12 protein-coding genes are annotated in these 13,749 nt (G+C 36.1%); all 12 read left to right on the plus strand.

Annotated elements, in window-relative coordinates:
- Nucleotides 1–9: 9 nt before the first annotated feature.
- The 12 genes from DFR56_RS01085 (at nt 10) to DFR56_RS01140 (ending at nt 13,453) form a co-directional block, all read left to right on the plus strand.
- Nucleotides 10–1,029, plus strand: a complete 1,020-nt coding sequence (locus DFR56_RS01085) for a 3-oxoacyl-ACP synthase (RefSeq protein ID WP_110393578.1) — start codon at nt 10–12, stop codon at nt 1,027–1,029.
- Complete coding sequence (gene phaZ, locus DFR56_RS01090) at nt 1,030–1,911, plus strand: intracellular short-chain-length polyhydroxyalkanoate depolymerase (protein ID WP_110393579.1); 882 nt, start codon at nt 1,030–1,032, stop codon at nt 1,909–1,911. It abuts the gene before it with no gap.
- An 11-nt stretch (nt 1,912–1,922) separates the two neighbouring features.
- Entirely contained in the window at nt 1,923–2,663 is a 741-nt protein-coding gene (gene fabG, locus DFR56_RS01095) for a 3-oxoacyl-ACP reductase FabG (protein WP_110393580.1), read from the plus strand.
- 13 nt (nt 2,664–2,676) lie between these two features.
- Nucleotides 2,677–4,155 carry a class I adenylate-forming enzyme family protein gene (locus tag DFR56_RS01100; protein ID WP_110393581.1) on the plus strand — a complete coding sequence of 493 codons (1,479 nt, stop codon included), beginning with the start codon at nt 2,677–2,679 and terminating at the stop codon, nt 4,153–4,155.
- A gap of 81 nt (nt 4,156–4,236) precedes the next feature.
- A complete protein-coding gene (locus tag DFR56_RS01105; RefSeq protein ID WP_110393582.1) occupies nt 4,237–5,013 on the plus strand; it encodes a 3-hydroxybutyrate dehydrogenase in 777 nt (258 codons plus the stop codon).
- A gap of 836 nt (nt 5,014–5,849) precedes the next feature.
- Nucleotides 5,850–6,926, plus strand: a complete 1,077-nt coding sequence (locus DFR56_RS01110) for a sugar ABC transporter substrate-binding protein (RefSeq protein WP_110393583.1) — start codon at nt 5,850–5,852, stop codon at nt 6,924–6,926.
- Nucleotides 6,927–7,148: 222 nt separating this feature from the next.
- A complete protein-coding gene (locus DFR56_RS01115) occupies nt 7,149–8,639 on the plus strand; it encodes a sugar ABC transporter ATP-binding protein (RefSeq protein ID WP_110393939.1) in 1,491 nt (496 codons plus the stop codon).
- 31 nt (nt 8,640–8,670) lie between these two features.
- The gene (locus DFR56_RS01120) at nt 8,671–9,648 is read left to right on the plus strand and encodes an ABC transporter permease (protein WP_207520022.1); all 978 of its coding nucleotides are present in this window, start codon (nt 8,671–8,673) and stop codon (nt 9,646–9,648) included.
- Between the two features lie 16 nt (nt 9,649–9,664).
- A complete protein-coding gene (gene mtnK / locus DFR56_RS01125) occupies nt 9,665–10,873 on the plus strand; it encodes an S-methyl-5-thioribose kinase (RefSeq protein WP_110393585.1) in 1,209 nt (402 codons plus the stop codon).
- 15 nt (nt 10,874–10,888) lie between these two features.
- Nucleotides 10,889–11,932: an S-methyl-5-thioribose-1-phosphate isomerase gene (gene mtnA / locus DFR56_RS01130; protein WP_110393586.1), complete on the plus strand. Its 1,044-nt coding sequence runs from the start codon at nt 10,889–10,891 to the stop codon at nt 11,930–11,932.
- Between the two features lie 38 nt (nt 11,933–11,970).
- Complete coding sequence (locus DFR56_RS01135) at nt 11,971–12,771, plus strand: DeoR/GlpR family DNA-binding transcription regulator (RefSeq protein WP_110393587.1); 801 nt, start codon at nt 11,971–11,973, stop codon at nt 12,769–12,771.
- Nucleotides 12,772–12,811: 40 nt separating this feature from the next.
- Nucleotides 12,812–13,453 (plus strand): L-fuculose-phosphate aldolase, encoded by a 642-nt coding sequence (locus DFR56_RS01140; RefSeq protein WP_110393588.1) that lies wholly within the window; start codon nt 12,812–12,814, stop codon nt 13,451–13,453.
- Nucleotides 13,454–13,749 lie beyond the last annotated feature (296 nt).

Here is a 13,749-nt window from a genome sequence, read left to right on the forward strand (position 1 = left end):
GGTTTCGAAATGGAAATTGGAATTGTAAGTACAGGAATATATTTACCAGAAAAAAGAATGACTGCCACTGAGATTGCCGAAGAAGCAAATTTGCCAGTCCATGTTGTGAAGGAAAAAATGGGGATTACGAAAAAGCCTATCCCAGGTGAAAATGATCATACTGTTGCGATGGGGATTAAGGCGGCAAAAACAGCGCTTGCCAATGGCAAAGTGGATGCGAAAAAAGTTGATTTAATTATCTCTATTGGGGAAGAACATAAAGAATATCCATTATGGACTTCTGCAATCAAAATCCAAGAAGAAATAGGTGCTCATCATGCTTGGGGATTTGATGTAGCATTGCGTTGTGGCACGACAATTATGGCATTGCAAATTGCAAAAGCGATGATGCAAACAGATCCTGCGATTCATACCGTTCTACTTGCAGGTGGCTATCGGAATAATGATTTAATCGATTATTCGAATGAAAGAACGAGATTTATGTTCAATCTAGCTGCTGGTGGAGGAGCACTTATTTTACAAAGAAACTGTACGAAAAATATCCTTTTAGCTTCTCATATGATTACGGACGGTTCTTTTTCCGAAGATGTGATCGTTCCAGTTGGAGGCACGATGAAACCATTAACAAAAGAACATATCGAGCAAGGATTATACCGTTTAGATGTGCCTGATCCAACGGGAATGAAAGCCCGTTTAGAACAAAAATCATTGCAACATTTTTTAAAGGTAATTCGACGCTCTCTTGAAAAAAGTGGTTATACAGAAAAAGAGATTGATTATATTGCAATGTTACATATGAAAAAGTCAGCTCATGATTATGTATTAAATGAACTAGGTTTGGCGGAGGAGCAGTCCATATACTTACATGAATATGGACATATTGGGCAAATTGATCAAATTTTATCGCTTGAACTTGCTGCAAAAGAAGGGAAGTTAAAGCGAGGTGATATTGTTGTATTAGTAAGTGCTGGAATTGGTTATGCGTGGGGAGCGACAACGATCAGATGGGGAGAAGCGGAGGTAGAATAAATGAATATCAAAAAAGTGCTGTTAGATAATGGGGAAGAAATTGCCTATCGTGAACGAGAAGGTGGTGAAAAACCTATTTTACTCATCCATGGAAATATGACGTCGTCCAAACATTGGGATCTGTTAATGGAAGCATTCGATTCGAATTATAAACTATATGCGGTCGATTTACGTGGATTTGGCTTTTCGAGCTATCGGAACCGAATTCAAGCGATCAAAGACTTTTCAGATGATGTAAAAGGATTTGTTGATGCAATTGGATTAAAGAACTTTTCTATCATCGGCTGGTCAACAGGTGGAGCTGTCGCCATGCAGTTTGAAATCGACTATCCATGTTTATGTAAAAAAATGGTTCTGTTAGCATCCGGATCAACGAGAGGATATCCAATGTTTGAGACGAATGAAGATGGGACAGCAAATGGAGAGAGACGGTTACAGTCAATTAGCGACATTGAACAAGATAGTCGAACGATCGGCATGCAGTATTTATATGATAGTAAAGATCGTGAAGGGTTAAAAGCGGTTTGGAATGCTGTTATTTATACAGATAAAAGACCAGATGAAATGAAGTATGAGGAATATATTGACGATATGCTAACACAGAGAAATTTAGCCGATGTTTATCATGCGTTAAATACATTCAATATAAGTTCCGTCGATAACGGCATAAATAAAGGGACAAATGAAGCCGCTTTGATTGAAATTCCAATACTTGTTTTATATGGAGATCGAGATTATGTCGTGACAGAACAAATGACGAAGGAAATTATCGAAGATTTGGGACATGTGACACGGTTTATTCGTTTGAAAAATACGGGACATTCACCAATGATTGATGATTTGCAACAAGTAAAAACTGAAATGGAAAAATTTATAGATTAGGAGAATGGTAGATGAGATTAAAAGAAAAGGTAGCGATTATAACCGGAGGAGCAAGTGGAATTGGTTTAGCCGCTTGTGAACGGTTTTTAGAAGAAGGTGCAAAAGTCGTGCTAGCTGACTTTAATGAAATGGAAGCAAATAATCAAATAGAGAAAATTCGAGAAAAAGGTAATGAAATTGACTTTATCCAAGTGGATGTATCAGATGAAGATAGTGTGTGTCGGCTCGTTAAAGAAACGAAAAAAAAATATGGAAAGATCGATGTTTTAATTAATAATGCAGGAATTACCGATGATGCAACACTTGTAAAGATGAATATTGATCAGTTTCACCGTGTGCTTGATGTCAATGTAAAAGGGGTGTTTCTTTGTACACAGGCAGTAGCACCAACAATGATCGAACAGGGAAAAGGAAAAATTATTAATACGTCATCTGTTAGTGGAGTATACGGGAATTTTGGCCAGACGAATTATGCTGCATCAAAAGCAGCTGTTATCGGGATGACGAAAACATGGGCAAAGGAATTAGGTAGAAAAGGAATTAACGTAAATGCAGTTGCACCAGGATTTACATTGACAGCAATGGTCAAAAAAATGCCTGAAGAAATAATTGAGAAAATGAAAGGGAACGTAGCTTTACAAACACTTGGAAAGCCAAGAGATATAGCGAATGCTTATCTTTTTCTTGCTAGTGAAGAAGCAAATTATGTGCATGGACATGTACTCCATGTGGATGGCGGGATCATGATGTAAAGGGGAAAAACGGATGATAAAACCGAACTGGATTTTACAAAGAGCAGCGCTTTCTCCCGATAAAATTGCTTTAATAAATGTGCATACAGACGAACAATGGACATATCGAAAATTAAAATCAGAAATTTTACAATGGATTGCTTTATTTAGAAAAAAAAACCTTAATAAAGGCGATAGAATAGCTGTATTAGCGCGAAATAGCCCCGAACTTTTTCCGATCATTTTCGCTTGTGGCCTAGAAGGGTTCATTTATGTTCCTTTAAATTTTCGCTTAAGTGAGACAGAAATAAATGAGTTATTAATGGATAGTGGTGCTGCGATTTTATTATATGGTAAACAATTAGAAAAACAAATTGAATCTGTTCCTTTTCAGCCTAAAGTAAACCTACATATAAATAATACAGAACAAATGAAGCCGGCGTTACATGTAAACAGATCCGACCCTTGGTTCATGATTTATACAGGTGGAACAACTGGTAAACCAAAAGGAGTTGTTTTGTCCCATGAAGCTGTAAATGTAAACGCAATGAACACGATCGTTAGTTGGGGAATAACCGAGATAGACAAAACAATAAATTATATGCCACTTTTTCATACAGGGGGGATCAATGCACTAAGTATTCCCATTTTAATGGCAGGTGGAACAGTTATCATTGGAGATGCTTTTGACTCAGAGGAAGCGTTACGAGCGACAGATACATACAAAGCTACGATATCCCTTTTTGTGCCAACAATGTATCAATCAATGGTTCACCATCCTTATTTTCAAACATCAACATTTCCTTCGATGAACGTATTTCTTTCTGGAGGTGCACCATGTCCACCAAACATTTATCACCATTTTCACGAGAAAAAGTTACATTTTAAAGAAGGGTATGGATTAACAGAAGCGGGGCCAAACAACTTTTTTATTCGATCAGAACAAGCACAAGTTAAAATAGGGTCAGTTGGAAAAAGTATGCTCTTAAATGAAGTGATGATTGTAAAAGAAGATGGAACGCCTTGTCGTTCAGGTGAAGTTGGAGAATTATATGTAAAAGGAAATCACTTATTTTCATATTATTGGAATCAGCGGAAAGAAACGGAAGTGAATTTTGTTGGAGAATGGTTCAAAACAGGTGATTTAGCTAAATTTGATGAAGATGGGGACTATTATATAGTCGGACGAAAAAAAGATATGATCATAACTGGTGGAGAAAATGTATATCCTCAAGAGGTAGAACAATGTTTATTAAATCATGAGCACATTAATGAAGTAGCAGTAATAGGTATACCAGACGAAAAATGGGGAGAAAGAGTAGTTGCATTTATCACTGTCTATCATCAACAGCATTATGATGAGGAAGCGGTTAGAAATTATTGTAAAAAATATCTTGGCAATTATAAAATACCGAAAGACTTCTTTATCCTTGATGAGATACCTAAAACGGACGTTGGAAAAATAGATAAAAGTAAATTAGCCAAAAGATTACTTAAAGAGGCTGGGAAATAACTAAAAATGATATAAGTGCAACGGTAGTTCTCGCCATTAAAGGCTTGGCGGAAGCCGAGTTTCTAAAGGGAGGGATGTCAGATGGTTGCCGGGAAAGTGGTTGTTATTACAGGTGCAGCAAGTGGTATAGGTTTACATATTGGACAGGAATGTGTAAAAAGTGGGTCAAAAGTTGTTTTCACTGATATAAACAAAGAAAAATTAACAGAGGCAATGAGGGGAATACAACAGGATGGAGATGCTTGTATTAGTATGTCGTGTGATGTGACAAAAGAAGCGAATATGAAGCATGTGATAGAAAATACGATTGATATTCATGGACGAATTGATGTGTTGATTAATAATGCAGGTTTACAGCATGTTGCTTCGATTGAACATTTCCCAGTTGAAAAATTTGAGCAGATGATAAAAGTGATGCTCGTTGCACCATTCCTAGCTATTAAATCTGTTTTTCCACTTATGAAACAACAAAAGTTTGGTCGGATTATCAATATTGCATCCATTAATGGACTGATCGGATTTTCTGGAAAGGCTGCATATAATAGTGCCAAACATGGTGTGATTGGTTTGACGAAAGTTGCAGCTTTAGAAGGTGCAAAAGATGGCATCACGGTAAACGCATTATGCCCAGGTTATGTTGACACTCAACTTGTTAGAGATCAATTAAAAGATTTAGCCAAAAATAGAAACACAACTTTGGAAAATGTTTTAATGGAAGTAATTTACCCATTCGTTCCTCAGAAACGATTATTGGAACCGAAAGAAGTGGCTGATTATGTGTTATTTCTAGCAAGTGAAAAAGCAAAAGGTATTACTGGTCAAGCTGTGGTGATCGATGGTGGGTATACAGCGCAATGAGATGAAATGATATGGAACGATGGATAACGAATATTTACAAAGATAACTACGGGAAGCTTCATCAGACAACGCCGACATATCCTAAGAGTGTACATGAATTCATATGATGAGTAGAGAATCCAAGGGGAAACCTTTTGGATTTTCTTTGTTTTAAAAAACATGTAATAGTTAACACATTTAACATATTTAACATTTATCCCAAAAGGATATCAAGCTTATTACATATTTAAAAAAGGTATGAATAATAGTATGTTAGGTTGATATTAGAATCAATTTCATCATTCAATATAGCGATTCAAAAACCGAACTATATTGCTTGAGCAAAAGGCTTTCACTCTAGGTGGTCGCTTTCCGCGGGCGGCTGATAAGCCTCCTCAGTCGAAATTAGCGGAGGGCCAACTAAAACCGGCCTTTGCGGCCAACGTCGGCATACCCCTTGCCGGGGCAGGGTCTTATCTAGGCCTCTTCTCCCGCAAGAGTCGACGACCTGCCGTTCCAGCCGAAATTTTATAGGATGTAAAAACGAACGATAACATTATACTTTTGTTTGTTGTTCGGTTTTATTCTAGAATTAGTCTATTATGAAATTCATTCATTAATATTAAATATACTCTATATGAAATTATTTCCTTATGGTAATAAGTAAAAATATGTTTGACTTAATGTTACTTTGTGTTATTATATTTAATATAAATGTTAATGTAAGCGATTTAATGTTAGAGTACATGTTAAAAAAGTTGTTTTGCGTAAAAGGTAAAGAAAGTAGGATGTTTTTTACAGAAAACAACATCATTCTATTAATAGCTTACGAGAAAAAATTAGGGGAGGTATTTCTGTTGAGAAAGTTTTTAACGGTTTTTATGTTAGCAACAGTATTAATTATTTCAGCATGTGGGGGAAAAAATTCTGAAAGTGAGTCATCATCAAAGTCAAAAGAAAAAATTGATGGTGTTCCTGAAGCGATCCAGGAGGATGTAAAAATTGCAGTTATTAGAAACTTACCTTCTGATGACCATACAAAACAGTTTTTGGATGGTGCAAGAGCAGAAGGGGAAGCATTTGGTTTCACAGTTGATACTTTTATTTCTGATGGCGATGATGCGAAGTTTCAGGATCTTGTTAAACAAGCGATTCAAAAAGATTATGATGGTTTAATTATTTCACATGGTAAGGAAGCGTATTCAAATGAAATGATTCAGCCTGCGGTTGATAAAGGGATGAAGGTTGTCACATTTGATACAGTAGTAGATTTAGAAGGTGTTACAACTACTGTACAAGACGACCATCAACTGGCCGAATTAAGTCTAAATGAAATTGCTAATTTGTCAGAAGACGGAAAACCAGTAAAAGTGATTAAACTTTGGTTAGGTGGAATACCTCCGCTTGATAGCCGTGAAGAAATTTATAAACAGTTTGAAGAAGAAGGAAAAATCGAAACAGTTGAAACAATTGGACCTGCAAACATGCAAAATGTTCAAGGAGATGTCTCAGCCGGAGTAAGCTCCATTCTAGGAAAACACCCAGCAGGGTCAGTGGATGCCATTTGGGGTTCATGGGACGAGCTTGCAAAAGGCGGATACAACGCATTAAAAGATAATAATCGTTCAGATATTAAATTAATTTCGATCGATATTTCGAATCAAGATATTAATTTAATGTTAGAAGAAAATAGTAACTGGGTTTCTACGGCTGCTGTAGACCCATCATTAATCGGTGTCATGAATATGCGTTTACTAGCGAAAAAAATCGCTGGAGAAGAAACACCTGATCATTACCAGCTTGAACCAAAATTAATTAAACAAGAAGACCTTACTGCTGAAACGAATATGACAAATCTTAATGATGTAATCGACGGTTGGGGAGTTTCAGAAGATTTTGATGAAGATTGGATGAAGAAATTAAGAGAGAATTAAATCGATGCTTCATAGGGCTGGGACATAACGAAAACGATCAAATCTAAAGACGGACAATGCACTACCTTAGCGAAGTAGATTATGAGAGTGAGCTCTATACAACCATCATTGTTCGGATTTTATTTCTTTTGTCCCAATCCTATATTTTTACACTATAGGTAACTAAATTTTAGATTAATAGATAGGTGAGATATAGTGGAAACGAAAAAAACAACATTAAGGATGGAAAACATCTCAATTGAATTTCCTGGTGTTAAAGCATTATCAGATGTTGATTTTGAAATGGAGACAGGTACAATCCATGCACTTATTGGTGCTAATGGAGCCGGAAAGTCAACATTGATGAAAGTATTATCAGGAGCATATAGCCATTATACAGGTACTATTTTCTTTAATAATGAAGAAGTAATGATTCGTTCTCCCAAAGAGGCAAAAGACCTTGGTATCGATATCGTCTATCAAGAAGTGGATACAGCATTGATTCCCTATTTAACAGTAGGGGAAAACATTATGTTAGACGTTATTGTAAACGATATGGGGAAAAGACAATTTATTAATTGGAAACAAACGCATTTCGAAGCAAAGAAAATATTAGAACATTTAAATATAAAAATTGACACAAAAAAAGGTGTCGCTGAGTTAGATTTAGCGGAAAAACAAATGGTCCTCATTGCAAGAGCAATCGTTCAAGAACGTAAATTTTTAATTTTAGATGAGCCAACAGCTCCTTTAAGTAATAAAGAAACTGCTGAGCTGTTTCGAATTGTTCGGGAATTAGCGACAAAACGAAATGTTGGAATTATTTTTATTTCCCACCGCTTACCGGAACTATTTGAGATTTGTGAAGATATAACGATTATGAAAGATGGTCAAATTGTCGAATCGAAACCAATGAAAGAAATGACCACACAAAAAGTGGTGGAAAGTATGCTTGGAAACTCTTCACATGAAGAATATCAACGATCAGAAAAAGATATTGGAGATGCCATTTTAGAAGTGGTAAATCTTCATGATAAAGAAGGGAAAGTAAAAGATATTAGCTTCGATGTTCGTGAAGGAGAAGTAATCGGTATCGCAGGACTTGTCGGAGCAGGGAAAACAGAATTATGTAAAACAATTTTTGGTGCAATGGGAAAAGAAAAAGGTTCCATCCATTTAAAGGGGAAAGAACTAACAATCAAATCACCATACCATGCAGTAAAACAGGGACTTGCACTCGTACCAGAAGAAAGAAGAAAAGAAGGCGTCCTTGTTGAAGAACCAGTATATAGTAATTTATCTGCGGCAAGTTTAAAAAAGTTTACGAAAGTATTCAGCTTCTTAAAACCTTCCCTTGAAAAAGCTGCTGCAAGAAAAATGATTGATGATATCGGAGTTAAGACCCCGACTGAAAACCAAAAAGTTGCCTTATTATCAGGGGGAAATCAACAAAAAGTAGCAGTTGGAAAATGGTTAATGTCAGAAGCTGATATCTATATATTTGACGAGCCTACAAAAGGTGTAGACGTTGGAGCTAAAAAAGAAATATTCCAACTGATTGATGCTCTATCCCATGATGGAAAAGGGATTATCTATGCCTCAAGTGAATTAGCAGAAATAATGGCGATTACAGATAGAATTTATGTCATGTACGATAATAAAATTGTGAAAGAACTAGTAACGAAAAATACGAGCGAAGAAGAAATAATGCATTACTCTACAGGAGGAAATTAAGAAGATGGTGAAAAATAAAGAGCAAAAACAAATGAAATTATCTGCTACTGGATGGATGCAATCGATCAATAATTGGGGTACTATTATTGCCATCATCGCTTTAATTGTATTTTTTACCGTTGCCTTACCAGATTTATTTTTAACGGGATCCAATATTGTTAATATCTTGAGGAGTATATCGATTGTAACGATTATTGCAATAGGTCTAACTGTTTCTTTGTCTGTCGATGGATTTGATTTATCGATTGGTTCATCTGCTACTTTAGCAAGTTCATTAATTGTCTCCTTTTTTGTTTGGTACAGTATGCCAGCAGGTATTGCTATTCCACTCGCATTACTTGTTACATTAATTATCGCTGGAGTCAACGCTTTCTTAATTGTAAAAGTTAAAATACCAGATCTTTTTGCAACGCTATCAACGATGTTTATTTTTGAAGGGGTTGCAATGACGTATACTGGAGGCGGTTCTATTAGTGTTGGCATGCCACGTTTAGATGGTTCACCAACGGAAGGGACATTACCTGTACTGTTTACAAAATTAGGGCAAACACCATGGATTATCATTATTATGATTGTCGTCGTTGTTATCGTACATTTATTTTTAAACCATACGAAACATGGGCGATATATGTACATGATTGGTGGGAATCAAGAAGCTGCTAGATTATCAGGTATACCAGTAAATCGCTACCGTACGTTAGCATACATCATTTCGACTTTGTTTGCAGCATTAGGTGGAATTATATTAGCCTCTTACGTCGGCTCCTCACAAATCAATGCTGGGGCCGGATATTTAATGCCAGCTGTTGCAGCTGCATTTATTGGTGCATCTTTTGCAGGAAAAGGAAAACCGAATGCAATCGGGACGTTTTTTGGTGCTGTATTAGTCGGGATTTTGGAAAATGGACTAGTTATGATGTCTGTTCCTTATTATTCGTTAAATATTGTAAAAGGATTAGTGTTAGCTTTAGCACTTGCATCTACTTATTACAACAGAAAACATCATTAATTTAGGAGGAACTATAATGGCAAAGTTCGATGAATATTTTTTAATGGAAAATGAGGATGTCATTCATTATGTGAAAGAAAAAACGTCCTTTTTTAACGAAAATAGTGCGTTACTTTGTGATGAAATTGGTGATGGTAATTTAAATTATGTGTACCGTGTCGTCGATCAGGCGGGAGATAAATCGGTCATCGTTAAGCAAGCTGGAGATACTGCACGAATTTCCGACGCTATTAAATTATCGACAAACCGAATCAAAATTGAATCAGATATTCTTATTTTACATGGTAAACTTGCGAAAGGTCATGCACCAGAAGTGTATTTATATGATAATGTCATGAATTGTTGCATTATGGAAGACTTATCAGATCATACGATTTTACGTGAAGCCCTTTTACAATTTGAAACATTTCCAAAGCTTGCAGATCATATTTCTACCTTTATGGTTCAAACATTATTACCTACAACAGATGTAGTGATGGATCATCAGGAAAAGAAAGTAAACGTAAAAGAATATATGAACCCAGAGTTATGTGATATATCAGAAGAACTCGTTTATACAGAACCATTTAATGATTACAATCAGCGAAATGAACTTTTCGAGCCAAACAAAGAATGGATTGTGACTGAAATCTATCGGGATGATGTGTTAAGGCTTGAGGCAGCTAAATTGAAGTTTGAGTTTATGAATCATGCACAAGCATTAATTCATGGTGATCTCCATACAGGTTCCCTATTTGTAACGAAAGAGTCAACAAAAGTGATCGATCCTGAATTTGGCTTTTATGGTCCAATTGGATATGACGTAGGAAATATTATTGCCAATTTAACGTTTGCACTTATTCATGGTGATGCTTACGGAAAAGAACCGTTCGTTGACTGGGCGGAGAATACGATCATGGAAGTAGTTGACTTATTTAATAAAAAATTTACCGCCTTTTGGGATGAGCATGTAACGGATGAAATGGCGAAAGAAACAGGGTTTAAAGAATGGTATTTGGATCGTGTTTTGAGTGACTCTGCAGGTGTAGCTGGACTAGAAATGATTCGCCGGATTGTCGGTCTTGCAAAAGTAAAAGATATTACATCGATTGAAATGGAAGCAGAGCGTATTCGTGCTGAACGAATTTGTTTAACACTAGCAAAACGATTCATAAAAGACCGTGATACGTTTAGAACGGGGAAAGACTTTATCACTGCATTAAAAGAAGTAATGAAAAAATATTAAATATAGAGGTGCCACATGACAGAACAACTATTAACAATTCAATGGAAAAATGATAAATTAGTATTGTTAGATCAAACATTATTACCGAATGAAATCGTCTATAACGAATATGAGTCTTTGGAGTCTGTATGGGAAGCAATTCGTGTAATGCAAGTAAGGGGCGCTCCCGCCATTGGGGTAGCCGCAGCATATGGGGTCTATTTGGGAATAAAAGATGCACCAGAAACTTCTTTTGATGCTTTTTGGGAAGTGATGCAAAAAGGCACCGATTATTTGGCAACATCAAGACCTACTGCGGTGAATTTATTTTGGGCAATTGATCGCATGAAATCAGTTGCTATAGATCATAAAACATTACCAATCTCACACTTAAAAGAAAGACTAATAGAGGAAGCAATTGAAATTCATCACGAGGATGAAGAAATAAATAAACAAATTGGAGAAAATCTATTAGGCTTATTAAAAGATGGTATGGGTGTATTAACACACTGTAATGCAGGAGCACTTGCTACAACAAAGTATGGTACAGCTACTTCGCCTATGTACTTGGCAAAAGAACGTGGCTGGAATTTGAAAGTTTATGCAGATGAAACACGGCCGAGATTACAAGGTTCCACTTTAACTGCTTTTGAATTGTATCAAGCAGGCATTGATGTTACTGTAATTACGGATAGTATGGCAGCTGTTGTTATGTCACAAGGAAAGATTGATGCGATTATTGTTGGGGCTGACCGGGTAGCAGCAAATGGAGATGTCGCAAATAAAATTGGAACATTAGGCGTTTCTATTTTGGCAAAAAATTACAATATCCCATTTTATGTCGCTGTACCAACACCGACCATTGACCTAGAAACAAAAACGGGAAAAGATATTCCAATTGAGGAAAGAGAAAAAGAAGAGGTAATCAAAGGTTTTGGCGCATATACAGCACCAGCAGATGTCGCTGTTTATAATCCAGCATTTGATGTTACCCCTGCTGAAAATGTAACTGCTATTGTGACAGAAAAAGGAATTGTTCGTGCTCCTTTTGCAGAAAATTTACGAGCACTTTTTGCATAAAAAACGATTAAAATTAGTATAGAAATGAGAGAATATTTATGGTTCTTTTACCAACAGATAGAAGGGAAGCAATTATTGATATATTAAAAACGAAAGATTATGCGGAGATATCTTATTTAAGTCAAAGGTTTCAAGTGTCTGAAATGACGATCCGGCGTGATATTGAAAAGATGGAAGCAGAAAATAAAGTAAGTAGGGTATATGGTGGTGTGCGGTTGAAAGAAATGAGCGACCGTGAATTTGAGGATCCAATTGAAAAAAGAAAAAGTACGAATACGTCGGAAAAGCAAGCAATAGCACAAGAAGCAGTAAATTACATTCAAGATGGGGATGTCATTGCTTTTGATGCAAGTACTTCGGCCTATGAGTTGAGCCGGATGATTAAATTTAACAAGAGTGTTACCGTCGTTACGAATAATATAAATATCGCTGTTGAATTGTCAGGCGATCCAGAAATTACAGTGATTTTATTAGGTGGTTTTGTAAGAAGGACTTCCCTTTCACTAATTGGCTCGTCTATTCCTAAATATTTAGAATCTATTTATATAGATAAAGCGTTCATCTCATGTAAAGCATTAAACTATGATGATGGGGTAACAGATTCATTGATGGATGAAGGAGAGGCAAAACAAGCAATCATCCACCGTTCAAATCAATTATTCATGTTAGCCGATCATTCTAAAATTGACACATTGGCATTTTTTAAGATATGTCCAGCTACGCGGATTGATACACTTTTCACTGACGGCTTTGCACCATTTACGACAGGGCAACAAGAGTGTATCAATTCGTTTCGCGAAAATGGAATCAATGTCGTCATTGCAGAAAAGAATGCATAAATATTTTTAATCGTTATTTGGAAAGAGAGGGGTAGTTTCATTGCTACTAGAAAAAGAAAGAATAGACATCGTTGAATATTGTCAAAAACTACTTCAGACTGGACTTACAAAAGGAACTGGTGGCAATATAAGCATTTTTAATCGAGAACAAGGCTTTATGGCAATAAGCCCAAGTGGAATTGAATACGATCGTTTAGTACCAGAAGATGTAGTCGTACTAGATTTACAGCATAATATTGTCGAAGGAACGAAAAAACCATCGAGTGAACTAGCTATGCATTCGATCTTTTACAAAAAAAGAGAGGATATTGATGCAGTCGTTCATACGCACTCTACTTTTGCCAAAACATTATCATCATTGCGGTGGAACTTACCAGCAGTATCGTACCTTGTCGCTTACGCTGGTAAGGATGTTAGATGTGCTAAATATGCGAGTTTTGGCACGGAAGAACTAGCAGAAAATGCTTTTCAAGCAATGGAAAATAGAAAAGCTGTATTCCTTGCGAACCATGGATTACTTACGGGAGCAAAAGATATTGCAAATGCTTTTAATATTGCTGAAGAAATTGAGTTTTGTGCTGAAGTCTATTATCGTGCCAAATCAATTGGAGAACCGGTGATTTTAGATGATACGGAAATGGGTCGCATGGAAGATGCTTTTCAAACATATGGTCAAAGATAAAATAAATGATAACCGTAAGGCTTACTCTATTTTAGGGTAGGTCTTATTTCTTTTAAATAAGCAAATTGTATTTTGAGTGTAAAGGATACATTCAAAATGAAATTTTCACTATAGGGAAAACGAATTTTGAAGTTAAAATGACACTCTAAAATACATTTTTCACTTTTTGACATTAATTAAACGGTAAAGTAAGCTACAAATAATGAAGCATAATCGACGTTGACATTCAATCAAATTGTTGCACTATTCATGGTATACTATTCATAACATTGTCGAAATAAAAGGTAGAAAGGGTG

The sequence above is a fragment of the Pseudogracilibacillus auburnensis genome, assembly GCF_003201975.1.
GTDB lineage: Bacteria > Bacillota > Bacilli > Bacillales > Amphibacillaceae > Pseudogracilibacillus > Pseudogracilibacillus auburnensis.

Bases quoted from the DNA above. Each gene is read 5' to 3' on its own strand.
- DFR56_RS01085 (WP_110393578.1), top strand. From the start codon at position 10: ATGGAAATTGGAATTGTAAGTACAGGAATATATTTACCAGAAAAAAGA.
- phaZ (WP_110393579.1), top strand. From the start codon at position 1,030: ATGAATATCAAAAAAGTGCTGTTAGATAATGGGGAAGAAATTGCCTAT.
- fabG (WP_110393580.1), top strand. From the start codon at position 1,923: ATGAGATTAAAAGAAAAGGTAGCGATTATAACCGGAGGAGCAAGTGGA.
- DFR56_RS01100 (WP_110393581.1), top strand. From the start codon at position 2,677: ATGATAAAACCGAACTGGATTTTACAAAGAGCAGCGCTTTCTCCCGAT.
- DFR56_RS01105 (WP_110393582.1), top strand. From the start codon at position 4,237: ATGGTTGCCGGGAAAGTGGTTGTTATTACAGGTGCAGCAAGTGGTATA.
- DFR56_RS01115 (WP_110393939.1), top strand. From the start codon at position 7,149: ATGGAAAACATCTCAATTGAATTTCCTGGTGTTAAAGCATTATCAGAT.
- DFR56_RS01120 (WP_207520022.1), top strand. From the start codon at position 8,671: ATGAAATTATCTGCTACTGGATGGATGCAATCGATCAATAATTGGGGT.
- mtnK (WP_110393585.1), top strand. From the start codon at position 9,665: ATGGCAAAGTTCGATGAATATTTTTTAATGGAAAATGAGGATGTCATT.
- mtnA (WP_110393586.1), top strand. From the start codon at position 10,889: ATGACAGAACAACTATTAACAATTCAATGGAAAAATGATAAATTAGTA.
- DFR56_RS01135 (WP_110393587.1), top strand. From the start codon at position 11,971: ATGGTTCTTTTACCAACAGATAGAAGGGAAGCAATTATTGATATATTA.